This window comes from Dyadobacter sp. CY326, from assembly GCF_021390515.1.
Classification (GTDB): Bacteria; Bacteroidota; Bacteroidia; order Cytophagales; family Spirosomataceae; genus Dyadobacter.
This window is the reverse complement of record NZ_JAJUXI010000006.1, coordinates 1-24,809: the sequence shown is the minus strand read 5'-3', so window position 1 is coordinate 24,809 and position 24,809 is coordinate 1. Positions and strand designations below refer to the sequence as shown.

The window sequence follows — 24,809 nt, the reverse complement described above, 5'->3', positions numbered from 1 at the left end:
AAACAATGGATATTTTCAAAATAATAGATGATTTTCAAAAAATTGACGGAGATGCAGCTGGCCGAATCGAATATGCCACACGCCGTCATTTTATGAACAGAATTGGTAGTAAACTGGCAACAGTTGCAATCCCTACTGTATTTGCTTCGATCGTAAACAAAGCATATGCGCAGTCTGCAAAGGCAGTTGACGTGTTGAACTACGCTTTGACGCTCGAATATCTGGAAGACGAATTTTACAAAGCGGGTAACGCTGCCGCAGGTTTGATCCCGGCTTCTGATAAAGTGATTTTCACACAAATTGGCAAGCACGAAACACAGCACGTTGCATTCCTTGTGAAAGCTTTGGGTGCAAAAGCGATCAAAAAACCAACTTTTGATTTCAAATACGGCGGCGCATTTGCTGATGTATTTACCAATTACAAAACATTCGTGACCGTTTCCAGCGCATTGGAAGACACAGGTGTGCGTGCATACAAAGGACAAGCTGGCGAATTGCTTGCTGATCCGCAGATTTTGGAATACGCATTGCAAGTTCACTCTGTTGAAGCACGCCACGCGGCGATTGCACGCAGATTGGCGGCAACAGTCACTGCTAACCCAGCTATGAAAGGCTGGATTACAGGAAAAGAAGGCGCAGTTCCAGCGATTTACGCTGGTGAAGACAACCTGACGCAAGGCGGTGTGAACCTGAAAGGCCTGGCTTCAAAATCGGATGCGGCTATTTCAGAAGCATTTGATGAACCATTGACAAAAGAAGCGGTGCTTGCAATTGCAGGTCCGTTTATCAAGGCATAAGTAGATTCTCCCCTGTTGAACGTATGCATGCACTTTTTTAAAGTGAACGTAATGTTCTAAGTGTCAGTACACACTATTATTGTGAAGCGAGAGGCTGTCCGGTGGACGGCCTCTTTTTTATTAAATATCCCTTAAATAGGGACATTCACATGCTTTACCAATATCGTTTACGTAAATTCGACCGTTGATATTCTGAACTATTTCTGAACCGAAAAATGAATTCTGCATTTAACAGACGTGGCTTTTTGAAGCAAGGCAGCATTGCGGCGCTAGCCACTGCACTGGGGACTAACATTGTGTTTGCTGACAGAATGCCGGAAGGCTACGTGCCTTTATTCTTGGACGAGAACGATGCGTTGAAGGGCAAAAGCCCGGAAATGATCGTGCAGGGAGACAAGCCCTGGAATGTGGAATCGCCCGTGCATTTGCTGGATGACAAAGTTACGCCGGTTGAGAAAATGTTTATCAGAAACAATGGCCTCGTTCCTGAAAAGATTGATGCGAGTTCCTGGACATTAACGATTGACGGCGAATCTGTCAAAACTACCAAAACCTACACGCTTGCAGATCTGAAAAAGCGCTTTAAAACGCACACATATCAACTGGTGCTCGAATGTGGCGGCAATGGCCGTTCGGGATTTCAGCCGCAGGCTTCGGGAAATCAATGGGGACAAGGTGCGGTGCATTGCGCGGAGTGGACGGGCGTAAGGCTGAAAGATATTTTGGCCGATGCGGGCATTAAAGATGACGCAGTCTACATTGGTTACCACGGAAAAGATCTGCATTTGAGCAAAGACCCGAAAAAAGAGGCGATTTCAAGAGGTGTGCCGATGGCAAAGGCATTGGAAGACGAGACATTGCTTGCCTGGCAATTGAATGGAAAAGATCTTCCTGAATTTCACGGTTATCCGTTAAGATTGGTAATCGGCGGCTGGCCTGCTTCGGTTTCCGGAAAATGGATCAGCCGGATTTCGGTGCGTAACAAAGTGCACGACGGCGCGAAAATGGAAGGCCATAGTTACAAAATGCCGAAAAGTCCGGTTGCGCCGGGTGAAGATGTTCCGCAAACGGACGAATATTTCAAAATCATTGAATCAATGCCTGTGAAGTCATTGATCACTTATCCGAAATCGGGTGCAATGATTGCAACTGACGCAGAATTATCTTTGCGTGGGCATGCGTGGGCAGGTGATCATTCAATTAAAAAAATGGAAGTTTCCATTGATTTTGGCGCAACCTGGAAAGAATGTAAGCTCGAATCACCCGCGAACCGCCTGGCCTGGCAGCAATGGTCTGCCAAACTGAAATTCCCTTCCAAAGGTTATTACGAAGTGTGGGCAAAAGCGACTGACGATAAGGGCAATGCGCAGCCAATGGTGACTCCGACCTGGAATCCGGGTGGTTATTTGAACAATGCCTGCGAACGCATTGCAGTTAAAGTGGGCTAGTTTTGTAAAAATCCAAGAAATGCAATTGATAAAAAATATAAAAGTGGGCATCATCGTGGCGCTTTTCCTGTCATTAGGATTAATGTCCAATGCTTTCCGTGCCGATCTGCCGGAATCGCAACAACAAAGTATGCCGCTTCCTATGCTGGCGGACACGCTCAAAAAGGATGCTGAAACGGGACTTGTTGCAGATGAAAACCTGTATATGGTCAAGGCGCAATGCATTAGCTGCCATTCATCCAAGCTGATTATTGCCAACCGCTTTACACGTGACGGATGGAAGCAAAAAATCAGGTGGATGCAGGCGAATCATAATCTGTGGAACTTGGGAGAAACAGAAAAACAAGTTCTGGATTATCTCGAAAAACATTACGCCCCCACCGCCTCAGCGGCGCGCAGAAAGCCGCTAAAAGACATTAAATGGTACAAGCTTGAAGAAAAATAATAGTGAGTAGAGTTAAATACAATTGCCTGATTGCCCTTGCGCTGATTATCGCGCTTTCATCTTTTACCAATAACAATGCACTTCGTCTTCAAAATGACATCATTCAGAAAAGCAACACGTTACCGAGCCCGTTAAAGGCCGAAGTGATTGGGATTCAGGATGGTGATACAATTGAACTAAAATTTGTTTTCAACGGAAAAAAGGCCGGTCATAGAATGGGAAAACCAGTCAGGATCAGACTTTTGCATGTAAACTGCCCCGAGCGCGGCAAACCTTATTACAAAGTCGCCAAACAATTTACCAGCGACTTATGCTTTCGTAAAACGGTGACAATCAAGCATTCGGGTGATTTTGATAAATATGGCAGGTTACTCGGCGAAGTCGTGCTGCCGAATGGACGGATTTTGAATAAAGAACTGGTAAAGAAAGGACTGGCCGTTCATTTCAAGAAATATTCGAAAAGCATTGAATACGCGAATTTGGAAATTCAGGCGAAAAAGCAAAAAGTGGGCATTTGGAGTCAGCCAACTTCTATCTTTGGTGTGCTTTAAGATTTAATCAAACTTTCCCTAATGTCATCATCTGCTGCACTTTACCAAATTCTTTACCAGAACGAAACTTTGTTCCGACTGGATTCAGACTTCGTAATCAGCGAAAAATCGGAAGTGCAAACGGTTGCAGCAGAACCAGCTCAGGCAAAGCAAACGGCGCCCGCGCTCCTAACCGCTGACAATCCAACTCTGCAACCCGATTCCAAGCCAACGCCCGCACCGCCGCCAGCAGCGATTTTCCCAACATTGCAGCACAGCATTCTCATCTTGATCGATGAGCCGAAGCAAAAGCAGGTTGACTCGTCTGAATCCGTGTTTTTGGATAATATTTTAAAAGCAGTCGGACATTCAATTGACAAAGCTGACATCATTAATTACAGTTTTCTGAAAGGCCCGGACGCCAGAAAAGTGCTGTCCGAGAAGCAAACCAATTTCTTTATCACATTCGGCGTCCCGCTCATCAAGCTCCATCTGGACCTTCTACTGATTCCTTACACACCAAAACTGGTGGAAGGCGTTTGGTTCCTTTTGACTGATCCGCTTCCTGTCATTGAAGCAGATCGTGATTTGAAGAAAAAACTATGGCAGGCTTTAAAGAAGATGTTTGAAATGTCCTAATTGCGAGGATGTTAGCTTTTTTAATGGCCGATCATCACAATAATGTAGCAATCTTCTCTGTTTTCATGGATAATCGCAGGCTAACCCATGAAAAACTATGTCAAAATTGACTGAACTGATTGCGAACTGGTTCCGCCCCAAGCCATCCGATACGGACCAATACTACGATGATGAGCCTGTTGAAGATGAAACAACGCCTAACTCTCCCCCCGAACTTACTTATCCAAACAACGTCACTTCAACCGCTCAGGAACTTCGTCCTGTTGTGGCGCAACCGCAGCCGCAGCAACGACCCGTTTTCATAGAAACGCCGGAAATCCAGAAAGTAGAAGTCAGCATTCCATATTGGCTGGAAGATGAAGACACATTGCGCGACGAAGGCGTTTTGTTTGGACTTTCGGAATCCGACCCCAATGAGAAAACCGATATTATTCAAAAATATTTCTCCAACCTTACAGCCGGACACATTGCCAACATTGAGCAGCATAACGAACGCATTCAGGAACTTAACCTTTTTATAGGGCAGAAAAATGACCGCATTGAGGAATTAAAGGACAAACTAAAAAGCCCAGTCACCAACGCTGAACGCGTCCATCACTTGCCCCGCACATTGATCGGAATCACGCTTTGCATTGCCATGTGCATTGGCAACTTCTTCCTGATCAGAGAATCTTTGAAACCGGAGTTCAATGACAATTCATGGATTGCGCTGGGCGTGTTTCTGGCAGGAATGTTCAGCTTGTTTGGCAAAATCTCATTGTTCCATGACACTGAATCGCGCGTGACCTGGAAATCGTTATTGGAAGAAATCGGACTTCCGTTTGCTGCCGCCTTGTTTGTGTTTGCCAATGTCATCCCACACCAAACCTGGTGGCAGGCATTTGCGCTGTTTGTGTTCGTATTCTTCCTTTTCATGTTCGCAGGAAAACTTTTGCTGAGCAACATTACGGTGCTTCGCAACGATATGCAAGCTTGGCTTAATATTCAAACGGACAGCAAAAACCTCACAGACAACAACTATAACTGGGAAACGGAATGTCTGACTTTGCAACAGGAAATTGACGAGCTTAGGGTGAAAAAATGGCAGATCCTGCGTGAGCAAAGCGCCGCCGAAACCGAACGCGACAGGCTGAATGCGAAAAGGGATATGCTGGTAAAACTCTTTGAAAGTGAATTTTATCTGGCCCGTCGCATGAAAAACGAGCTGACGAGCAGACAGCTTAACCTGATCCGGAAAAGCAGGGAATAACCCTCACAGGCATGGCTTTTTCGCTTAATGCCTAATAATTTACCAAGAACTCATTTTTGATCAAACAAAAATAAATCGTCATGAACGAGCAAAATCCAAATCAGGGCGGCGATTTTCAGCATGGTTATTCCAGCGGAATTGAAGGCATCGACCGCCAGGTGTATGAAGCATATTTATCCAGTAATGTGAACCATGACTGGGTTATGGAAAGACTAAACACGAAAAAGGAAGAGCTTTTTTCGGTGAGAAACAAGCAGCAGCAAACGATTAAGGAGCATAAAACCGCTTATGATAAGCTGCAAACCGAAGTGATGGGTCTGAATAATGCCGCGAAGCGCATGCAGGACATTGAAGCTTCTGTTGCAGACATTGATTCAACAACGGAGGAACTCCGCGAAAAACGGAGCAGCAAAGCGCCGTCTTATTCATTGATTGCGGGGCTGATATTTTTGGCTGCCGGGATTTCTTTCATTGCAGGCGACCTCATCATTTCACACGAAATTGTGGCTTATGCGCTCAACATTCGCAATTCGAATGAAGCCTGGGCATTTGCAATTGGCTTGGCCATGTTATCTATTTTGCTAAAACCGGCCTATGACCGCTTGGTTGAGGAGCCTTACCATAAGAACGAAACGCCCAAAGCCAGATCGCGTTATGCGGGTTTCAAACTCACACTGTCCATCTTCGCGATTGTTACATTGGTCGTGCTCGGCTGGTTCCGTTACGAAGCTTACCGGACAGACAAGTTGAAGGAAGCGATTAACAAATCGGTTAAAAATCTGCAACTGAATGCGGTTGATCCGTTAACGGGCGCCCCCATCAACAGTCCTGAACTGACGAACAAAATTGAAGAAGCACTTCGGAACTCGGATCAATTGAATCTGGATCTGGTGAACAGTCCTTGGGCGTTGCTTTCTTTTGTGCTTAGCGGCGTGCTTTTCGCAATCGCAGGTGCGGTTTCGTTGGGCATGGCGCTGCCGGTTTTGCAGGGATTTTGGTATCGCTGGTTACAGATTGACCCGAAACTTTGGCGGTTAAGACGCAGAAGAAAGCGCATTTTGAAAGAAATGGAGCCTCTGCAACAAGCATTAACCGCTCATTTGACGCAAAAAAGCATTCTTGAAAATGACCTTGCATTAATGCCCGCGTTGGAGGAATTGAAACAGGAAGAAGCCAAGATCAAAGCTGAGATCGAAAGCCTGGAAGCCGATCGCAGAAAAGCACTTACCGACACGCGGGTCCATTCCTATGGCGACGGTTATGCGCACGGTCAAGTGAGCCGCGATGTGATGGGCGAAGAAGAATATGACACTTGGAGAAACAGCCATTTATCCGTTTCAAATCTTGCTTTGCGAGCGAAATCCAATGCATCTGCTGACAGGGCCGTGCCCCGGACAAAGAGCTCTGGAATGCGCCCGCACCAGGCCATCCGCAAAGCGATAACTGACCGATTTGACGAAAACAACTCATAATGTTCTTAAATTGGGGGGCTAAATTCATACCATGATCATAACCCCCCGATTAAGAATTGTGCCTTGCGACGACACGCTTTTTGATGCCATTCGCATGGGCAACAATACATTAGCCCGCGTAATGGGTGTTAATGTGCCAAAGAAGTGGACCGATTTCCGGGATACTTTCACGCCATCCTACCATCGCTGGAAAGCCCACCCTCCGTTGAGAGACTGGTGGGTTTATTTGATTATATATGTCCCTGATAACATTTTGATCGGCTCTTGCGGCTACAAAGGTGAGCCGGATGCAAATGGCGTTGTCGAGATCGGCTATGAAATTATTCCGGCTTACAGAAAAAGAGGGCTCGGCGCGGAAGCAGCGAAGGGACTGGTCGATCATGCATTCGCTCATAGCGCTGTGAAAAAAGTTACTGCGCATACATTGGCAGAAGAAAACGCCTCCGTGCGCATTCTTGAAAGCATTGGTTTTAAGCAAACAGAAGACGTCAGCGATCCGGATGACGGGCTGCTCTGGCGCTGGGAAGTGTCTCGTAAATAATTCGCAGCGCAATTTTGCGTTGTCATTAAAAGACTATTATTTTTTGAGAAATAATTGCACTCAAACAATAGCTTTGCAGCGTTAATGATTATCTTGATTTACTGAAAAAGCACCCGTTTTACACCCTTGACTCTTCCATACTATGATTGCGATATCAAAGGATACATATCCATGGTTGAAAAATTATCCCGAAGGCATTCCTTATGAAATAAATCCAGACGCCTATTCCTCGCTCATCGAAATGATGGAGACGAGCTTTCGTGAGAACGCTGCCAAGCCTGCTTACACGAACATGGACAAGGCGCTCACTTTTGGTCATCTTGACGAATTATCGCGGAATTTTGCGGCTTATCTGCAAGGTTTGGGACTAAGTCAGGGCGATAAAATAGCGATTCAGATGCCCAATGTGCTGCAATATCCGGTGGCAATGATGGGTGCATTGCGGGCGGGATTGGTGATTGTGAACACCAATCCATTGTACACGCCGAGGGAAATGCAGCATCAGTTTAAGGATTCCGGTGCAAAAGCCATTGTAATCCTGGCAAACTTCGCCGCGAATCTTGAAAGGATCATTTCAAATACAAACATTCAGCATGTGATCATAACGGAAATTGGTGATCTGCTTGGTTTTCCAAAAAAGCTGATCGTTAATGCTGTGGTGAAGCATGTGAAAAAGATGGTCCCGAAATATCAAGTCTCGGGAGCCGTTTCATTTTCCAAAGCATTGTCCATCGGTGCGGGTCGGGAATATAAGAGGCCTAACATTTCAGGAATTGACATTGCGTTTGTTCAATACACGGGAGGGACCACCGGCGTTTCAAAAGGGGCAATGTTGACGCACCGGAACCTGATTGCCAATGTTGAAGGCATTAACGAATGGCTGATGTCCAAATTAAGAACTTCGCCTCCGAGAGGGCAGCTTACTCTGATTGCAGCTTTGCCACTTTATCACGTTTTTGCGCTTACAATCAATGGCTTATGCGGCATAAAATGGGGAGCGCTTAATGTGATGATCACCAACCCGAAGGACCTTCCGGCTTTTATCAAGGAAATTAAAAAATATAGATTTAACATATTTCCAGGGCTTAACACGCTGTTTAACGGCCTATTAAATAATCCTGATTTCGCTTCCGTTGATTTTACAGATCTCAAAATAACCATTGCCGGCGGAATGGCTCTGCAAAAAGTTGTTGCCGAACGTTGGGAAAAAGTCACAAACTGCCCGCTCGTTGAAGGTTACGGATTGTCCGAAACCTCTCCCGTGCTGTCAGTTAATCCATTGGACGAGCGCCATAAGCAAGGCACCATTGGCCTGCCATTCCCAAGCACCGAAATGCGCATTCTGCGTGATGATGAAACCTGGGCATCGGTGGGAGAGAAAGGTGAAATCTGTGCGAAAGGGCCACAAATTATGCTCGGTTATTACAATCGCCCAGACGAAACGGTGAAAGTGATTTTTGAAGACGAAAGCGGCAGATGGTTCAAAACAGGCGATATCGGTTATGAAGATACAGACGGTTTTTTCAAGATCGTAGACCGCAAAAAGGATATGATCCTCGTCTCGGGATTCAATGTATATCCCAATGAAGTTGAAGACGTCGTGGCACAATGTCCCGGTGTGCTGGAAGTTGCGTGCGTCGGCATTCCGGATGAAAAGTCGGGCGAATTGGTAAAAATATATGTTGTAAAGAAAGATCCGGCGCTTACTGAGGAAATCGTAAAAGCTTTTTGCAAAGAAAACCTGACCGGTTACAAATGTCCGCGACAAATAGAATTCAGGAGTGAATTGCCTAAAACGAATGTTGGAAAAATCCTCCGCCGGGCATTGCGTGAGGAAGCAGTGGCCTAAATATAACCGCTGATCAAAGGCATTTCGACTGAATCAATTGCCGAAAAAAGCGCGCTTAGCGTAAGGTTTATGTATATTTAGCCAAACAAGTTCTCAACCTTGAACGCAAATCTATATGAATCTACACCGTAAAACTTTGGTATTGCTGCACGGGCATGGCATAGATGATACGATTTGGGACAACCTTGATGCCGCGCTGAATGAGGATTTTACAATAGTAAGGCCCAACATTTCCTTATTCACATTTTGCCGGTCTGTCGAAGACTATGCTGATGAGCTGCACCGCTTTCTTACCAACGCCAACATTACGAAATGCACCCTGATCGGGCATTCCATGGGCGGATACATTGCACTCGCTTTCGCAGATAAATACATGGACATGCTGGAAGGCTTCGGATTGTTCCATTCCACAGCCTATGCCGATGATGAAGCCAAAAAACATCAGCGTAACCAGACCATTGAACTGCTAAAAAACCATGGAACCGAGGCATTTCTGAAAAATACGGCTGGAAATCTTTTTGGGGAGCGATTCAAAGAGCTATATCCTGATCGAATCAAGGAACACATTGTGCGCTATGGCAAGCTTCCCGCTGAGGCGCTTATTGCAGGAATCATCGCGATGCGCAATCGCCCCGACCGAACAGCGGTGTTCATGCGCATGACTTTCCCCGTGTTATTTATCATTGGCATGATGGACAAGCTCATTCCCTTCGAAAGCCTCATTAGTTTGTCTGAATTTCCGAAACAGAGCTATCCTTTTATTCTCGCAGAGGCCGGTCATATGGGAATGGTTGAACGGCCCGATGCCACGGCGCGGATGATTGCCTGGTATATGGGAAAAATTAAATCATAAAATCAAAGCTTTTGTGATCGAAAAAAGGTCATCGTTCGTTATCTAAACTCGAACGATGACCTTTTCCAATAAAAATTATGCAAAAATTTACGCTCGCAGTATTTCAGAAAAGATACACGATCCTATTTGTCTGGAGTTTGCTGCTGTTGTATTCCTGCAAGGATGACCAGCCAAATCCGGTAGACCCGCCGCAAGAGAATCAATATCTTGAAGAAAGCAATGTCATCACCGAACTCACTAAAGAGCAGGTTGCCGAGAAAGCCGGCGCCCTAAGCCCACTGCTTATCGGTTATGTAAAAAATGGCATCAAGGTTTATAAAATCACATACAAAACCAAAAACACTGACGGAGCTGAAATCACAGCTTCCGGCGCATTGATTCTTCCTGCTACAACAGACGCGGTTTCCATGATCAGTGTGCAGCATGGCACGATCCGGGACGACTCGTCTGCGCCTTCCAATTTTAAAGACGGCGCCGAAGCCGCTTCATTCGGAGCATTGTTCGGATCGATGGGTTACATTATTGCTTATCCTGATTACATTGGATATGGCGCTTCCAAGGATCTCCCCCATCCTTATGAACACCGGGCCAGTCTGGCATCGGCGTCATTGGATATGTTGCGTGCGGCGAAAGAGTTCTTAAAAGGCCAAACTGCGGTAAAATGGGACGAAAAATTATATGTTGCCGGTTACAGTGAAGGCGGTTATGCGACAATGTCTCTCCAAAAAATGATTGAGGAAGAAGCTTCATCGGAATTCAACCTGAGGGCATCGAGCTGTGGCGCTGGCGCGTATGACAAAACGGCTTTCATGAAATATGTAATCAATACAAAAACACACGGCGTTGCTTCCTACAATGCATTGTATTTGTGGGTTTTGCTTACGTATGACCGCATTTACAAGTTGAACCGTCCGGCATCTTATTATTTCAAAGAGCCTTTTGCAAAAAGCATTGCCGACGTGGGCATCAGCACGCCTATAAACCAAAGCTTTGATTCCATTCTGAATGACAGTTTCAAGAAAGATCTGAATGATGGAAAAGACGAAGGTTTTGTTGCCGCCATTGCTGATAATGACGTCTACAACTGGAAACCAAAAGTGCCCACGCAATTGTATCACGGCGATGCGGACAAGCTGGTTTTTTATTTTAATTCAGAAAAGGCTTACACGACCATGAAGGCTTTGGGCGCAAATGTGCAGTTGATAACAGTTCCGGGAGGCGATCATTCAAGCTCATTGTCCGTCTTTTTATTAGGCACCCGTCAATTTTTTATCGATACAAAATAGCAGTAAATGTCCTCACTTCTTGATCTGGTTGGTAACACACCGCTTGTTGAATTAAAAAAACTGAGTCCGAATCCCAATGTTAAGATCTTTGGCAAGCTCGAAGGCAATAATCCAGGCGGCAGTGTAAAAGACCGCGCAGCATTCAGCATGATCAAAGGCGCGCTAGACCGCGGCGAAATAACGCCGGGGAAAAAGCTGATTGAGGCCACGAGTGGAAACACAGGCATTGCATTGGCCATGATTGCACGCTTGTTTGACCTTGACATTGAGATCATTATGCCTCAAAATTCAACCAAGGAGCGTGTGTTGACCATGGAAGCTTATGGTGCAAAGGTGATTTTGTCAGAAACAATGGAAAGCGCGAGAGACATTGCGGAAGAAAAGGCGGCAGGCGAAGGCTATTTTATGCTGAATCAGTTTGCTAATCCGGACAATTGGAAAGCGCATTATAGAACGACCGGCCCCGAAATTTATAAAGACACGGATCAGAAAATCACGCATTTTGTATCGTCCATGGGAACGACCGGCACCATTATGGGCGTTTCGCGATATTTGAAAGAACAAAATTCAGACATTCAAATCGTTGGTTGCCAGCCAACTGACGGATCAAGCATTCCCGGCATCCGGAAATGGCCAGTGGCTTATTTACCAAAGATATTTGAAAAAGAACGGGTTGATCGGGTCATCGAAGTGACGCAGGACAATGCCGTGCTGTTGACGCGGAAACTTGCGCGGGAAGAGGCGATTTTTGCAGGAATGAGCAGCGGCGGGGCAACCTGGGCGGCGATTGAGCTTGCGAAGGAATTGGAGCAAGGCGTTATCGTCTGCATTATTTGCGATCGCGGCGACCGTTATCTTTCAAGCGACTTGTTTGGGTGATCACATTGAATTTTCCGAGTCCGGGCAAGACGTCCGGACTTGGAAAATATGACTTAAAACCAGCCTGCTCCTAGATTTCTGAAAGGCCATGGAATGGCAGCCAGAATGATAATCAGCCCCATTGCATAGAAGTAAAGCACTGTTTTGTGCTTGTCTGCACCCGTAAGTTTCTTGGATCTGATCCGTCCCAATGTGATCAGCACAATCGCGATAAGCATCATGAAAATGTGCTCAATTGTGTAAAACCGGAACACTTTCTCACTTACCAAATCAAAATCGACTTTCGCGCTCACGAAATAAAGGATCAAACCGATCAGCAATTGCGTGTGGGTTGCAATGAATGCAAATAAATACACTTTGCTGTCGCCCTCCGAGCGCTTTTGCCAATTGGAATAAGCAACAAATATTGCCGCAATCAACAGCCCTAACACTACATAACGGAGGCCTGAGTGGGCACGTATAAGCGCATTCATATCAAATCAGTTTATGGTTAACAAGTAAAAGCATGCAAATGTAACCCGCAATCGGGCATAATGCTTGATATTTGCACAACAAATCATAACATGAACAGCAAAAAATCATGATCATATTCAACATCACCGTCAACATCAGTCATACAGCGGAAAAAGAGTGGCTGCATTACATGAAGACAGTCCAGATTCCCGAAATCCTGTCGACGACCCTGCCTATCGAATGCAAACTTTTGCGCTTACTGACAGAAATAGAAAACGAAGGCTCCACTTACACTTGTCAGTTTTCTTTCCGCACAATGGAAGATTTTCTGGCCTATCAAACGCATTTTCAAGCAGACATACAGGAGCGTCACCATCAGCTTTTTAACGGGCAATATGTGTCTTTCAGGACACTTTTGCAGGAGGCATAATGGTGTATTTTGCTTGTTTTAAGGGGAAATAAATAAATTTAAAAACAGCAGGGTTTACTTGACATTAACTCATTATTTCCTTTTATTTAATATATCGTTAAGATCAACAATCGTCTTGGGAACGCGTAATGGAGTTAGGATTGCGATGATCGAAACTGAAAGTCTTTTCCTCGACGGATGTGTTGTGAAAACGGTTTTTAAATATGTTTTACCTTAAAACAAAGTGCTTATGAGACTGCAAATGCAAGCGATTCATTTCGACGCCGATCCTAAGTTGTTGAGCTTCATTCAACAAAAATTAGATAAACTCGACACGTTTTATGATCGTATTACCAGTGGAGAGGTGTTTTTGAAATTGGATAAAAGTGATAATGCCAAAACACAGACCAAACTTCTTGAAGTTAAACTTTATGTTCCGGGTGGGACGATGTTTGTGAGAGAGCAGGGCACGACGTTTGAAGAGGCGACCGACTTAGCGATTGATACTTTAAAAATGCAGGTTAAAAAATTCAAAGACAAGCGTAACAATGCCAGGGCACCGAAAGTGATTGAGGGTGTTGCATTAGAAGATGGCGTTACGGTTATAGCGGAGGAAACTGAGGAATAAACTCATATATAGCATTCAATGCAAGAAAGTCGTCCGGTTACGGGCGACTTTTTTGTTTTTCTAGACTAAGAAAGGCAGTTTGCAACAATCGGATAATTGAGCGAATTTTGAGCATTTCTTACAGTAATCCGCATTCTATGAACATTGAATCCGTTGTAGACAGTAGTTTTGAGCAGCAATTTAAATTTACACAGGAAGAAGTGCAACGCTTTGCCGACCTGACAGGCGATAACAACCCCATTCACCTCGACGCCGAGTTTGCGGCAACAACTTCTTTCAAGAAGCCAATCATTCACGGCATGTTGGGTGCCACGGTTTTTACCAAAGTGTTGGGAACGCAATTTCCAGGATTCGGGTCCATCTATCTGAAACAAACTCTTGAATTCCTGCGACCAATGTTTGTGGAGACGGACTACAAAGCTGTGTTTACAATTAAAACCATTAATGCAGATAAACACATTGCAGAGATTTCGACGGAGATTGTCGATGCGAACACTAAAAAGGTTGTGACGAGAGGAGTTGCGACGATGATTAATACAGAGAAGTTCTAAAAAAAGCCCGGGACATTTCGAAATGCCCGGGCTTTTTACGCTTATAATTCTTCGCAGACTATTCTGTCGTGTTCTTCTTGTTCTGAACCTCAGCACGGATGTCCTGTGCCAATGTTTTAAGGTCCTGCATACCTTTACGAACGCGCGTTCCAGCTGCTTGGTTACCTTTATCATAAAACTTATCGAAATCGCCTTCCAGTGAAAGGATCAGATCCTTAACTTCATCAAATCTTGCCATGTTTGTGTTTTGTTTTTTAGTTTAAAAATGCCTTCTACACGCTAAAAACGCATGTTATGACCGAAATTTAGTAATTAAAAGCATTTACACAACCCAAAAAACAAAAAAAAACACTTCTAAAATACAATTAATTAATTGCAAACACCTAACTCACTGTAAATCAATAATATAACAGCCTGAAAAACGTCAATATAAAATCAAAAAAAAGAGGGCTTTTTTGAAAAAAGCCCTCTGTAAGCAGAAAATGCAGATTTTCTATTCTACAACTTCCTGAACGTCCTCAATCTGATAAACCCGGTTTTTAAGTTTGTCAGCCAATGTAGTAAATGCGTTCAGCGTATATTCTACGTCTTCCAATGTATGCGCGGCAGTTGGAATAATGCGCAGCATGATTTGTCCTTTCGGCACAACAGGATACACCACGATCGAGCAAAACACACCCATGTTTTCACGCAGGTCGCGCACCATTCTGGTCACCTCGGGAACACCTCCTTCGCTGTGCAGGAACACAGGCGTAACGGGTGATTCTGTTTCACCAATGTTAAACCCTCTTCCGCGTAAGCCGTCCTGCATTGCTTTGACATTCTCCCAAAGTTTTGTACGCAATTCGGGCATGGTCTTAACCATTTCGAGGCGCTTGCGGCAACCTTCAACATATGGCATCGGAAGCGCCTTCGCATAGGTTTGCGAGCGCATGTTATATTTCAGGAACATGATGATCTCGGGATCGTCGGAAGCAATGAATCCACCAATTGCTGCCATTGATTTCGCAAAAGTCGAGAAATACAAGTCAACTTCTTTCTGAACGCCTAGCAACTCACCAACACCCGCGCCTGTTTCGCCCATTGTTCCGAAGCCGTGCGCATCGTCAACAAGCAAACGGAAGTCATATTTCTTCTTCAATTCAACGATGGCTTTCAAATCACCGATTTTACCAGACATGCCGAAAACGCCTTCTGTAATCACAAGCACGCCACCGCCTTTTTCATTCGCCAGCTTGGTGGCACGAATCAGGTTTTTTTCAAGGCTCGCCATGTCGTTATGGTTGAACTTGTAATACTCGCCCAATTTGGCTTTGTGCAAGCGAATTCCATCGATCAAGCAAGCATGTGATTCGGCATCATAAACGATCACATCGCGGTGATCGCAGAGACATTCAATGGCAGACATTACGCCTTGATATCCGTAGTTCAGCAGGAAAGCGTCTTTTTTGCCAACAAATTCAGCAAGTTCCTTTTCAAAAGTCTCATGAAGCGAGGAGTTGCCCGACATCATTCTGGCTCCCATTGGATAGGCTAAGCCCCATTTCGCAGTTGCTTCTGTATCAGCTTGTCTAATTTCCGGATGATTGGCTAACCCCAAATAATTATTAAGGCTCCAATTCAACACCTCACGACCCATAAATCTCATGCGCGGACCCAACTCCCCTTCCAGCATAGGAAAAGAAAAATAGTGGTGACTATTCAGCATTTTGGCAGGTGTCCCGATGGGGCCTGAGTTGTTCCGCAATTTCTCGAAAATATCCACTCGCTATTATTTAATGTGGGTAATCAATTAATACAAAAATGTTAGATAAATGCAAAATTAAAAAATTTTGCGGTTACTTTAATACGATCATATTTTTGTCGTTAACTGTAATTTAGTAAAATAACAAAAATCCGCCTGCAAGTAACGTTATATTTTGGGTATTCTCCCACCAAACAAAAAATCCTGTTTTAAGGACAGGATTTGGATAAGAACGGTCTGTTTGCAATCAGTTGCTCACAATAATTGGCAACATCTAGTTAATTGGGAAAGCGCTGTAATGGTTTGCCGAAAGGAACTTCTCTTAAAAAATTAAAAGCTGACATACGGTGCGCTAATGATGGAGTGCACTACGGAACCAAATTTGTGCCACGACAGAACTAGCCAGGGAATTTGATAGGGGACACTTATAAAGTATTGCGTAGGAATGCTAAGGCAAAGTAAGGTGGTCAGTAAGAAAATCTGGTTTGTTGTTTGAGAGATGTTTTTGGCAATGTAAGTCACCGCTATGATTAAAACCGGAAACGCGTAAGTTAGGCTCCGCGTAAAGTCAAAAACGCTATAAGCCACGGCGATATGAACCATAACTATCAATGCAAGTAAGACAAGAATCAGGAATTTCTTATGATTACAAGCATGAATGATAACGATCAAGAAAAGTAGCCATAAACCTTCAAAAGCGAGAAATATTCCAGCCAGGCCGCTTGATAATTGGTCCGGGATCATGTCTATACTGACTCCTGCGCCTCCCCCGTATGGCGTTTGCAACGAATATTTTTTTGCCAAAAACAATCTCAAAAGCAAATAACAGCAACCTGCCAAAATGGGCATAAAAGAAAGTTTTCGAAAAAAATGCATATTGAAAATTTGACTTAGACGCTCTAGATCAAAGTTATTTTCGTGAAGTAGGTGAAAAAGGTAAACAGAAGATAATGCGATAAATGCGCGTTCATCTGTCCAGGACGCGCAAGTTAGCGAGAGGAAAATTCCTGAACGGTTTCGGAAATACATACCCAGCAGCAAGAAAAAATACGCAAAGCCATCAAACCAAAAATCGGCATCCCAAATAAAAGCTTTGCTTACATAAACAAAAGCAAATCCTAAGACGAACAGTAGTGTCTGTATGTTGTTTAAATATCTTTTCAGAATGTTTATCAACAAATAAAAGAATGGCAACAAAAGGAAAGATTGAATCACAAACATAATTACAATCCTCCTGGCATCCTTGTTTATGCCGAGGTCAAGTCCTCTGGCAATCAGCGGAATAGTAAGCCTGAATGCTCCTTTTGCTGCATGTGTGTGTTGTGGGCTGGCAGAGATTTGGAGCGGGGCCTTGATTTTATTAAAGAAAAAAGAATATTTTTCAGGCGAGACGATACTTTCCACGTAAATGGGGTAGGTCGTCATTAGGACAATAGTGAACAAACCGAGTGAGACCAAAACGGATCCTTTCTTAGTCTCAAGCGAGTTAGCGAAATAACGGAACGCCATCTCAACCATATAGTGATGTGTAATTTTGGAACAATTGAAAGTGCTTTCTAGCTGCTTTGAGCCAAATTACGATACATGCAATAAACATTTTCACCGGTGAATGCCCTAAAAATTTAACGGCTGGCATCAATTATTCCCCGGCAAAAAGATGCTTAACTTTTCATGAGTAACGCGCGTTAAAGAATGCTTTTCTTATTTTATCTCGCTAGGTTTCACTAATCCTCTCCATGCCCATGTCATTAATAAAGAAAATCCTTGTTGCCAATCGTGGCGAAATCGCTTTGCGAATTATGCGGACGGCACGGGAAATGAACATTGCGACTGTTGCAGTTTTCAGTGAGGCGGACAGGAAGTCGCCGCATGTTCGTTACGCGGATGAGGCGGTTTGCATTGGCCCGGCACCTTCTTCGGCTTCTTATTTGAATAGTGAAAAAATCATTCAGGTTTGTCTCGATCTTGACGTGGACGCAGTGCATCCCGGTTATGGATTTTTGTCGGAAAATGCTGGCTTTGCAAAAAAAGTGCAGGAAGCAGGGATCATTTTCATTGGCCCTTCTCCCGAGGCTATCGAAATTATGGGAAGCAAATTAGCGGCAAAACAAGCCGCGAGCCATTATCAAATCCCAATGGTTCCGGGCACAGAATCAGCCATTACAGACCGCGAAGAAGCCAAAACAACTGCGCGGGCCATTGGCTATCCCATTTTAATTAAAGCATCTGCAGGTGGTGGCGGGAAGGGAATGCGTGTCGTGGAGAGCGAGGAAGTGTTTGACGAACAAATGGATCGGGCGGTTAGCGAGGCCGTGGCTTCGTTTGGAGACGGCTCTGTTTTCATTGAAAAATACATTACATCGCCAAAGCACATTGAAATACAAATCCTGGGGGATCAGCATGGAAACATCATTCACCTTTTTGAGCGTGAATGTTCCATTCAGCGACGCCATCAAAAAGTGGTGGAAGAAGCGCCGTCCATCTCCATTACAAATGAAATCAGGGCCGAAATGGGCCGTTGCGCCATTGATGTGGCAAGATCCTGCGGATATTATGGTGCCGGAACTGTGGAGTTTATCTTGGATGAGCAAAGCAACTTTTACTTCCTTGAAATGAATACGCGCTTGCAGGTCGAACATCCTGTTACGGAGCAAATTACTGGCGTGGATTTGGTAAAACAAATGATCTACATTGCTGAGGGAAAGCCGCTTACATTGAAACAAGAAGATTTATATATCCACGGACATGCAATCGAAGTGCGTGTTTATGCAGAAGATGCTTCCAATAATTTCTTGCCGGATGTGGGAACGCTCAACACTTATGTAAAGCCGGATGGAAACGGCGTGCGCGTTGACGATGGTTTTGAACTGGGAATGGAGATTCCAATTTATTACGATCCAATGATCGCGAAGTTAATTACATATGGATCCGACCGCGCCGAAGCGATCCAAAAAATGGTGCGCGCCATTGACGAATACAAAATTTCAGGTGTGCAGACAACGCTCCCTTTTTGCCGTTTTGTAATGAATCATGCAGCATTCATCTCAGGCGCGTTTGACACGAATTTTGTCACAACTTACTTTAAACCAGAAATGCTGCATTCAGATTTAAACAAAGATGCAGCCACATTAGCAGCATTAATATCAGCTCAAATTCAGCTTGAAACCACATCAAATCACGAATCCCAAACAATGGCGGAATCGGATAACGCAACGAAGTGGAAATTGCGCCGGACCCATAATCTTTAACCGCTGGCTCACTTGTATTTTTCCTGGAAATTGACTACTTTTGCGGTCTTAATTTTTTGGAATGTTGGTTGCATAAAAATTACCTATTTTGGAAAAGCTATGCAAGTAATCCAGACCACATCATTTCTTTCTTAAGCAATACACCGATTACCTTTTTGTCACACGACTAAAGAAATTTACAAGAATATTCAGCTATGAAGCTATCCGAATTTAAGTTTGATCTTCCCCAAAGTTTAATTGCACTTCATCCTTCAGACCGCGGCGAATCCCGCTTAATGGTTGTTCACCGTAAAACAGGAGAAATAGAACATAAAACCTTTGCTGACCTTATCAATTATTTTGATGACGGTGATGTAATGGCAATTAACGATACAAAAGTTTTCCCGGCCCGTTTGTTTGGCCAAAAGGAAAAAACCGGTGCAAAAATTGAAGTTTTCCTTTTGCGCGAATTAAATCGAGAAATGCGTCTTTGGGACGTCTTGGTGGACCCTGCGCGTAAAATTCGCGTTGGAAACAAGCTTTATTTCGGCGATAGCGACCTGGTTGCCGAGGTGATCGACAACACGACTTCACGTGGACGTACAATTCGGTTTCTCTATGACGGCGATAATGACGCTTTCATGAAATTGGTGGATGAACTGGGCGAAACGCCGCTTCCTCCCGAAATCATTTCACGCCGTAAAGTTGAAACATCAGACAGAGAGCGTTTTCAAACGATTTTTGCAGAACATGTAGGAGCCGTGGCGGCACCGACTGCAGGAATGCACTTTACGAAGGCAATAATGAAGCGTCTTGAAATCAAAGGCGTTAATTTCGCTCCTGTAACATTGCACGTCGGCCTCGGAACATTCCGGACGGTTGATGTGGAAGATTTGACAAAACATAAAACGGATTCGGAAAATTACCGGATCACGCAAAGCAGTGCTGACATTGTTAATGCTGCAATAAATAATAAAAAACGCATTTGCGCGGTTGGGACAACTTCTTTGAAAGCGGTGGAATCTTCGGTTTCAGCAAGCGGACATCTTAAAGCCGTTGAAGGATGGACAGACAGATTTGTTTTCCCACCTTACGATTTCAAAATTGCAACTGCGCTGTTATCCAACTTCCAACTTCCAGAGTCGATATTGCTGATGTCAGCATGCGCTTTTGGCGGATTTGATTTGGTTATGAAAGCTTATGAACTTGCCATTAAGGAGAAATATAAATTCTTCACTTATGGCGATGCAATGCTAATAATATAAGATTTATTCATCAGATTGAATGGTCATTTATGTTCAAGGATTCGATGTCCTGATGCATGAATGACCATTTTTTTATGACCTTTATGCAAGAATACGCCATTATAGTTGCCGGAGGCTCGGGCACGCGCATGAACAGCGATGTGCCGAAACAATTTTTACCGGTTAACGGACTTCCCATTTTAATGCACACAATCTCTGCATTCCGTAGATATTCCACCGACCTGAAAATCATCTTAGTGCTCCCGCAGGAGCAATTTGATTATTGGATAGCACTTTGCGAAAAATATGCTTTTCAGCAAATGTTTGCATTGGTTTCAGGTGGAAAAACACGCTTTGACTCAGTAAAAAATGGGTTAAAAAGCATAAAATCCAATGCTGGTCTGGTTGCCGTTCATGATGGCGTTAGGCCTGTGATTAGTCAAGAAATTATTGCGGCAAGTTTCCAAACAGCTGCCGAAAGTGGCAGCGCCGTGGTTAGCGTCCCGCTTAAAGATTCGATAAGAAGCGTGGCAGCTGGGGGGAATAAGGCAGTTGACCGGTCAACATTTCACCTGATACAAACTCCGCAAACATTCCGCCTGGACTGGATGCAGCAGGCATTTGACAAAGATTATGATCCGTCGTTTACAGATTGCGCCAGTGTAGTCGAGTCAGCTGGTTTCCCAATCCAGCTTATTCCGGGTGCTTATGAAAACATTAAAATTACGACCCCGGAAGATCTGCGATGGGCAGAAATTTATTTGAAAGAATTTAGTTAAAAAATCATTAAACCGTCGCCTCGAATCATGACCATTGATGAGTTACTTCGGCTTCGACTCTATAATCAGCAGATTTCGCATCACCCCTCGGAAACGCCTGAACAGGTCGTATCCTGGATGTGTGCAATGCAAGCTCAGGATTATGCGGGTGCGAAATGGTCGATTGGGCTCAGAATGCCCGGAAAGAAAGAAACCGACATTGATGACGCGATCGCCAAAAAAGCAATTGTTAGAACCTGGCCGATGCGTGGCACATTGCATTTCGTTGCCGCGGACGATGTGCGATGGTTATTAAAACTGCTAACGCCGAGGATCATTTCAGGAACGGCAGGCCGCAGGCGTCAACTTGAACTAGATGAAAACGCGCTGAATAAAAGTCGGGATGTGATCACCCGAGCTCTGGAAGGCGGCAAGCAAATGATGCGCAGCGAAGTCTATGCATTGTTGGAAGCAAATGGAATTTCAGCAGGTGAACAACGCGGCATTCACATTATAAACCATCTCGCGCAGAAGCAAGTCATAAGTCACGGCATTCACAATGACAAACAACCAACCTATGTTTTGCTGGATGAATGGATTCCCAGCTCTAAAAATCTTGAAGGGGAAGCGGCTTTGAGTGAGTTGGCATTGCGTTATTTTAGGAGCCACGGGCCTGCCACGCTCAATGATTTTGTCTGGTGGTCGGGTCTCAGGATTTCAGATGCGCGCCTGGGTTTGAATTCTGCTTCCGACCTTCTCGAAAAGATTGAATTAAATGACAAAATCTTTTGGCTTAACCCTGACCACCCTCCATTGGGCGAGCTTGAATCGGCTTACTTACTGCCTGGCTTTGACGAATATATGCTTGGTTACACGGACAGGACATTGATTCTAGACACACAGCACGCTTCTAAAATCGTCCCAGGCAATAATGGCATGTTCATGCCAACTATCGTTGTGAACGGCAAAGTAGAGGGACTTTGGAAAAAGGCTTTAAAGAGGGATCAAATTTCGATTGAAATCTTTCCATTCGGGAAAATAACCAATGCTAAGATGAAGGCGATCATTTCCAGGGCGAAAGACTACGGGCATTACTTAGATAAAATCGCAACGTTATCAAATTAGACCTTCACAAAAATTTTGTTTCGATATAAAAAATAAAGGAACAACCAAACGATTATAAAACCGCCGAGCGCATTGAAGACTTCATGCCATGGTTGCGGAGCGTATTTGTAAAAGCCTTCGAAGAGCAGTCGAGAAGATGCGTTGAAATCGATAAAACGGACGGCAAGATATATAACGAGAGAGTTCATGCCAATCACCCGAAAAGGGAAAGCCCAGCTTTTTAATCCTTTCACATCAATGATCCAATAAAAAATTGCGAGCATAATGAAAGACATTCCGGAGGTCAGCATGATAAATGAGCTGGACCAGAGATGTTTGTTAATCGGAAAAGCAAGATTCCAAGTCAGTCCGGCGATAATGCTGATCAAACCATAAATTAGCAACCAGTTGACTTTCTTTCGTGGCAGCCAGTTTTTTAGCAAAATATCACCAGCAATTGTGCCGAATAGTGTCAGGCAAATAGCCGGAAATTGAGTCAATAGCGCAAGCTCATCATAAGTGCCCTGCTTTAATTTGCCCGGCATAAAATTTCGGTCTATCCACCCAACCAAATTGCCTTCGAATGAGAAGTCACCCGCTCCGTAACCTGGCACTGGAATTAGGATCAATGCTAAATAGTAAAGTATTAACACCGAGATCGCGATCCAAATTCTATTGGTAAAAGAGATATTTAAGTAAAGAATAGCTCCGATGAAAGTGGCGAGGCCAATTCTTCCTAACACACTTCCGTAACGTATGTGAGCTGGATCAAATAAATCTATTGGCGCATTCTTGTCAAGAATGCCCAAAGCAAGCAAAATTAACATTCGCTTGAATGTCTTACTGATCAGCTCAGATTGTGAGATGCCTTTTACCAGCCCTCCGGTTAAACTAAATGACAGCGATGTGCCTGCTAAAAACAGGAAAAGTGGAAATATAAAATCGAAGAAAGTGAAACCATGCCATTCAGGATGCACGAATTGCGCTGAAAGAGCATCAACAGCTGATATGTCGGTCTTGCCTCCAAGTAGATAAATAAATGCTCCCCCACCAGAAATCATCAGCATATCAAATCCACGAAGCGCATCCATAGACGCAAGTCTATGGATGGTGTTAATCTTCTTCTCGTCCGTAGTGACGTTAACCCGGGCAGTTTCCATAATTACAATTGACAATTAGACGAAGAAGTAAAACTAATCCCTCTTTTACCTATAATCAACTGACTGACAGTAGACATGCCGGGATAATTACTTTAATAATACTTAGTAAATATTAAATAATTCGAAGAAACTTTAATATGTTGCTGATACCAACGCGACCGATTTTGTGAACTCACTAATGGAATTTTGAAACATCGTAAACTCAAAGATCCCCTATATGAAAAACTTGATGAACAACTTTCGGTTGTACGCTGGCGTGTTACGACGAATCAGCCACACACTTACAGTGGGAATGCTCAATGCGGACCGACGAACTTCGCTACTTTCTCTTTATCATGTTTATTACAAGAATAATCATTCAAGCGACCACACGCCAATCGATCCCTACATTATTCCAAAGACCGATGTGTTTGAGTTGTTTGGCAACGATAATGCTGAGTATGAAGGCGTGTATGAATGTGGGTTTGGGCATACAACAGAATTTGAATTGAAAGTAATCAGCAATCTCGTGAGGAAGGCTAATCCGCAGAGAATTTTTGAAATAGGCACTTTTGAGGGAAGAACAACACTCAATATGGCGCTCAACTGCGAAGCGAATGCGGAAATAATCACGCTGGACCTTCCCGCATCGGAGTTGAAGGCAACGCTTATGGAAATAGAAGATGGAGAAGTAAGGTATGTTGACAAAGAGGTCTCAGGCGAGCGCTTTATGGGTCACGCAATGTCATATAAGATCAAGCAAGTCTTTGGAGATTCTGCAACATTTTCTTTTGATGAGTACAAAAATTCAATTGATCTTGCATTCATAGACGGTTCACATGCCTACGATTACGTCATCAACGACACAGAGAAAATTTTAAGCATCATGCGCCCCAATGGACTGATAATCTGGCATGATTATACAAATTGGGAAGGCGTAAGAGCGGCAATGAATGAACTATACAGCAACGACTTGAGACTCAAAAATCTAAAACACATCGGCGGGACAAGCATTCTAATGCTGCAATTGTGATGCTTCGTTGTTAGGCGTAGAGTGATCACGTATACTATAAAAGACTTAACATTTAAAAACCTGTTCAAATAAATGTTTTAAGTCGATATTCTACCTAAACTGCTTTACATGGCTTGATTTAGCAAATTATTTATCGCCAATTGCCTGAAAGTCGCGCACTAGGCGCCCCCCGATTCAAACATTCCCGCTTAACTTCTCTGTGTCGGACGTTAGGAAGTGAGCATGAGTCATTTTAACACAAAAAAAGCCTAACATTTCTGTAAGGCTTTGTAATAGTATTGTGGCGACTACCTACTTTACCGGTTTGATCCAAGCCTGTGCGGCGCAGTATCATCGGCGGTTCTGACCGGGGTTACGAACAACCTGGGCGCCCCCGGCCTAGCCAGCCCTGCGTAGGCAGCCGGGCTCAACTTCTCTATTCCGGGACGGGGCGCTTAGCCTGTGCGGCCCAGCCTGGGAAGAGGTGAAGCGAACGTGGCACCGCCCAGGCCTAGGGCACAAAAAAAGACCATCCTTTTGAGATGGTCTTTG

General features: G+C 44.2%; 25 protein-coding genes. 20 read left to right on the top strand and 5 right to left on the bottom strand.

Going from position 1 to position 24,809, the window contains the following annotated elements:
- The first annotated feature begins 5 nt into the window (after nt 1-5).
- The 12 genes from LZG73_RS12995 (at nt 6) to cysM (ending at nt 11,988) form a co-directional block, all read left to right on the top strand.
- A complete protein-coding gene (locus tag LZG73_RS12995; protein ID WP_233850020.1) occupies nt 6-797 on the top strand; it encodes a ferritin-like domain-containing protein in 792 nt (263 codons plus the stop codon).
- 215 nt (nt 798-1,012) lie between these two features.
- A complete protein-coding gene (locus LZG73_RS12990) occupies nt 1,013-2,245 on the top strand; it encodes a sulfite oxidase (protein ID WP_233850012.1) in 1,233 nt (410 codons plus the stop codon).
- A 19-nt stretch (nt 2,246-2,264) separates the two neighbouring features.
- Nucleotides 2,265-2,690, top strand: coding sequence for a hypothetical protein (locus LZG73_RS12985; protein WP_233850010.1), 426 nt, complete (start codon nt 2,265-2,267; stop codon nt 2,688-2,690).
- Nucleotides 2,691-2,692: 2 nt separating this feature from the next.
- Complete coding sequence (locus tag LZG73_RS12980) at nt 2,693-3,241, top strand: thermonuclease family protein (protein WP_233850008.1); 549 nt, start codon at nt 2,693-2,695, stop codon at nt 3,239-3,241.
- Between the two features lie 21 nt (nt 3,242-3,262).
- On the top strand, nt 3,263-3,859 hold the full coding sequence (locus LZG73_RS12975; protein WP_233850006.1) for a hypothetical protein: 597 nt from the start codon (nt 3,263-3,265) through the stop codon (nt 3,857-3,859).
- 97 nt (nt 3,860-3,956) lie between these two features.
- The gene (locus LZG73_RS12970) at nt 3,957-5,108 is read left to right on the top strand and encodes a hypothetical protein (RefSeq protein ID WP_233850004.1); all 1,152 of its coding nucleotides are present in this window, start codon (nt 3,957-3,959) and stop codon (nt 5,106-5,108) included.
- Nucleotides 5,109-5,188: 80 nt separating this feature from the next.
- On the top strand, nt 5,189-6,580 hold the full coding sequence (locus LZG73_RS12965) for a hypothetical protein (protein WP_233849995.1): 1,392 nt from the start codon (nt 5,189-5,191) through the stop codon (nt 6,578-6,580).
- 31 nt (nt 6,581-6,611) lie between these two features.
- Complete coding sequence (locus tag LZG73_RS12960) at nt 6,612-7,121, top strand: GNAT family N-acetyltransferase (RefSeq protein ID WP_233849993.1); 510 nt, start codon at nt 6,612-6,614, stop codon at nt 7,119-7,121.
- Between the two features lie 142 nt (nt 7,122-7,263).
- On the top strand, nt 7,264-8,970 hold the full coding sequence (locus LZG73_RS12955; protein WP_233849991.1) for an AMP-binding protein: 1,707 nt from the start codon (nt 7,264-7,266) through the stop codon (nt 8,968-8,970).
- Nucleotides 8,971-9,085: 115 nt separating this feature from the next.
- The gene (locus tag LZG73_RS12950) at nt 9,086-9,823 is read left to right on the top strand and encodes an alpha/beta fold hydrolase (RefSeq protein ID WP_233849989.1); all 738 of its coding nucleotides are present in this window, start codon (nt 9,086-9,088) and stop codon (nt 9,821-9,823) included.
- A 77-nt stretch (nt 9,824-9,900) separates the two neighbouring features.
- Entirely contained in the window at nt 9,901-11,109 is a 1,209-nt protein-coding gene (locus LZG73_RS12945) for a S9 family peptidase (protein WP_233849987.1), read from the top strand.
- A gap of 6 nt (nt 11,110-11,115) precedes the next feature.
- Nucleotides 11,116-11,988 carry a cysteine synthase CysM gene (gene cysM, locus LZG73_RS12940; protein WP_233849985.1) on the top strand — a complete coding sequence of 291 codons (873 nt, stop codon included), beginning with the start codon at nt 11,116-11,118 and terminating at the stop codon, nt 11,986-11,988.
- Between the two features lie 53 nt (nt 11,989-12,041).
- Here the strand turns inward: cysM and LZG73_RS12935 are convergent, their stop codons facing one another.
- Complete coding sequence (locus LZG73_RS12935) at nt 12,042-12,461, bottom strand: cytochrome B (protein ID WP_233849983.1); 420 nt, start codon at nt 12,459-12,461, stop codon at nt 12,042-12,044.
- A gap of 107 nt (nt 12,462-12,568) precedes the next feature.
- Here LZG73_RS12935 and LZG73_RS12930 point away from each other — a divergent pair, with 107 nt between their 5' ends.
- From LZG73_RS12930 to LZG73_RS12920, 3 genes are all read left to right on the top strand, one after another.
- Complete coding sequence (locus LZG73_RS12930; protein ID WP_233849980.1) at nt 12,569-12,871, top strand: DUF4286 family protein; 303 nt, start codon at nt 12,569-12,571, stop codon at nt 12,869-12,871.
- 229 nt (nt 12,872-13,100) lie between these two features.
- Nucleotides 13,101-13,478, top strand: a complete 378-nt coding sequence (gene hpf / locus LZG73_RS12925) for a ribosome hibernation-promoting factor, HPF/YfiA family (protein WP_233849971.1) — start codon at nt 13,101-13,103, stop codon at nt 13,476-13,478.
- Between the two features lie 137 nt (nt 13,479-13,615).
- Complete coding sequence (locus LZG73_RS12920; RefSeq protein WP_233849969.1) at nt 13,616-14,029, top strand: MaoC family dehydratase; 414 nt, start codon at nt 13,616-13,618, stop codon at nt 14,027-14,029.
- 58 nt (nt 14,030-14,087) lie between these two features.
- On the opposite strand, the gene LZG73_RS12915 is transcribed toward LZG73_RS12920, so the two are convergent.
- The 3 genes from LZG73_RS12915 to LZG73_RS12905 all read right to left on the bottom strand — a co-directional run bounded on the left by LZG73_RS12915 (nt 14,088) and on the right by LZG73_RS12905 (nt 17,177).
- Nucleotides 14,088-14,267: a histone H1 gene (locus LZG73_RS12915; protein WP_233849967.1), complete on the bottom strand. Its 180-nt coding sequence runs from the start codon at nt 14,265-14,267 to the stop codon at nt 14,088-14,090.
- Nucleotides 14,268-14,522: 255 nt separating this feature from the next.
- On the bottom strand, nt 14,523-15,794 hold the full coding sequence (locus LZG73_RS12910) for a pyridoxal phosphate-dependent aminotransferase family protein (protein ID WP_233849965.1): 1,272 nt from the start codon (nt 15,792-15,794) through the stop codon (nt 14,523-14,525).
- A 309-nt stretch (nt 15,795-16,103) separates the two neighbouring features.
- Nucleotides 16,104-17,177 carry a hypothetical protein gene (locus tag LZG73_RS12905; RefSeq protein WP_233849963.1) on the bottom strand — a complete coding sequence of 358 codons (1,074 nt, stop codon included), beginning with the start codon at nt 17,175-17,177 and terminating at the stop codon, nt 16,104-16,106.
- A gap of 338 nt (nt 17,178-17,515) precedes the next feature.
- Here LZG73_RS12905 and LZG73_RS12900 point away from each other — a divergent pair, with 338 nt between their 5' ends.
- From LZG73_RS12900 to LZG73_RS12885, 4 genes are all read left to right on the top strand, one after another.
- A complete protein-coding gene (locus LZG73_RS12900; protein WP_233849961.1) occupies nt 17,516-19,021 on the top strand; it encodes an acetyl/propionyl/methylcrotonyl-CoA carboxylase subunit alpha in 1,506 nt (501 codons plus the stop codon).
- Nucleotides 19,022-19,215: 194 nt separating this feature from the next.
- Nucleotides 19,216-20,265: a tRNA preQ1(34) S-adenosylmethionine ribosyltransferase-isomerase QueA gene (gene queA, locus LZG73_RS12895; RefSeq protein WP_233849959.1), complete on the top strand. Its 1,050-nt coding sequence runs from the start codon at nt 19,216-19,218 to the stop codon at nt 20,263-20,265.
- An 83-nt stretch (nt 20,266-20,348) separates the two neighbouring features.
- A complete protein-coding gene (locus tag LZG73_RS12890; RefSeq protein ID WP_233851008.1) occupies nt 20,349-21,023 on the top strand; it encodes a 2-C-methyl-D-erythritol 4-phosphate cytidylyltransferase in 675 nt (224 codons plus the stop codon).
- 27 nt (nt 21,024-21,050) lie between these two features.
- On the top strand, nt 21,051-22,127 hold the full coding sequence (locus LZG73_RS12885) for a winged helix DNA-binding domain-containing protein (RefSeq protein ID WP_233849957.1): 1,077 nt from the start codon (nt 21,051-21,053) through the stop codon (nt 22,125-22,127).
- Here LZG73_RS12885 and LZG73_RS12880 read toward each other — a convergent pair.
- Nucleotides 22,124-23,266 carry an acyltransferase family protein gene (locus LZG73_RS12880; RefSeq protein WP_233849955.1) on the bottom strand — a complete coding sequence of 381 codons (1,143 nt, stop codon included), beginning with the start codon at nt 23,264-23,266 and terminating at the stop codon, nt 22,124-22,126. The two genes, LZG73_RS12885 and LZG73_RS12880, sit on opposite strands and share 4 nt — an antisense overlap.
- 217 nt (nt 23,267-23,483) lie before the next feature.
- Here LZG73_RS12880 and LZG73_RS12875 point away from each other — a divergent pair, with 217 nt between their 5' ends.
- Entirely contained in the window at nt 23,484-24,278 is a 795-nt protein-coding gene (locus LZG73_RS12875; RefSeq protein ID WP_233849953.1) for a class I SAM-dependent methyltransferase, read from the top strand.
- The last annotated feature ends 531 nt before the right edge of the window (nt 24,279-24,809 follow it).

Coding starts and splice junctions, on each gene's coding strand:
- cysM (WP_233849985.1), top strand. CDS start 11,116: ATGTCCTCACTTCTTGATCTGGTTGGTAACACACCGCTTGTTGAATTA.
- LZG73_RS12985 (WP_233850010.1), top strand. CDS start 2,265: ATGCAATTGATAAAAAATATAAAAGTGGGCATCATCGTGGCGCTTTTC.
- queA (WP_233849959.1), top strand. CDS start 19,216: ATGAAGCTATCCGAATTTAAGTTTGATCTTCCCCAAAGTTTAATTGCA.
- LZG73_RS12900 (WP_233849961.1), top strand. CDS start 17,516: ATGTCATTAATAAAGAAAATCCTTGTTGCCAATCGTGGCGAAATCGCT.
- LZG73_RS12945 (WP_233849987.1), top strand. CDS start 9,901: ATGCAAAAATTTACGCTCGCAGTATTTCAGAAAAGATACACGATCCTA.
- LZG73_RS12875 (WP_233849953.1), top strand. CDS start 23,484: ATGAAAAACTTGATGAACAACTTTCGGTTGTACGCTGGCGTGTTACGA.
- LZG73_RS12955 (WP_233849991.1), top strand. CDS start 7,264: ATGATTGCGATATCAAAGGATACATATCCATGGTTGAAAAATTATCCC.
- LZG73_RS12995 (WP_233850020.1), top strand. CDS start 6: ATGGATATTTTCAAAATAATAGATGATTTTCAAAAAATTGACGGAGAT.
- LZG73_RS12960 (WP_233849993.1), top strand. CDS start 6,612: ATGATCATAACCCCCCGATTAAGAATTGTGCCTTGCGACGACACGCTT.
- LZG73_RS12970 (WP_233850004.1), top strand. CDS start 3,957: ATGTCAAAATTGACTGAACTGATTGCGAACTGGTTCCGCCCCAAGCCA.
- LZG73_RS12990 (WP_233850012.1), top strand. CDS start 1,013: ATGAATTCTGCATTTAACAGACGTGGCTTTTTGAAGCAAGGCAGCATT.
- LZG73_RS12975 (WP_233850006.1), top strand. CDS start 3,263: ATGTCATCATCTGCTGCACTTTACCAAATTCTTTACCAGAACGAAACT.
- LZG73_RS12880 (WP_233849955.1), bottom strand. CDS start 23,266: ATGGAAACTGCCCGGGTTAACGTCACTACGGACGAGAAGAAGATTAAC.
- LZG73_RS12915 (WP_233849967.1), bottom strand. CDS start 14,267: ATGGCAAGATTTGATGAAGTTAAGGATCTGATCCTTTCACTGGAAGGC.
- LZG73_RS12950 (WP_233849989.1), top strand. CDS start 9,086: ATGAATCTACACCGTAAAACTTTGGTATTGCTGCACGGGCATGGCATA.
- LZG73_RS12935 (WP_233849983.1), bottom strand. CDS start 12,461: ATGAATGCGCTTATACGTGCCCACTCAGGCCTCCGTTATGTAGTGTTA.
- LZG73_RS12885 (WP_233849957.1), top strand. CDS start 21,051: ATGACCATTGATGAGTTACTTCGGCTTCGACTCTATAATCAGCAGATT.
- LZG73_RS12930 (WP_233849980.1), top strand. CDS start 12,569: ATGATCATATTCAACATCACCGTCAACATCAGTCATACAGCGGAAAAA.
- hpf (WP_233849971.1), top strand. CDS start 13,101: ATGAGACTGCAAATGCAAGCGATTCATTTCGACGCCGATCCTAAGTTG.
- LZG73_RS12890 (WP_233851008.1), top strand. CDS start 20,349: ATGCAAGAATACGCCATTATAGTTGCCGGAGGCTCGGGCACGCGCATG.
- LZG73_RS12965 (WP_233849995.1), top strand. CDS start 5,189: ATGAACGAGCAAAATCCAAATCAGGGCGGCGATTTTCAGCATGGTTAT.
- LZG73_RS12920 (WP_233849969.1), top strand. CDS start 13,616: ATGAACATTGAATCCGTTGTAGACAGTAGTTTTGAGCAGCAATTTAAA.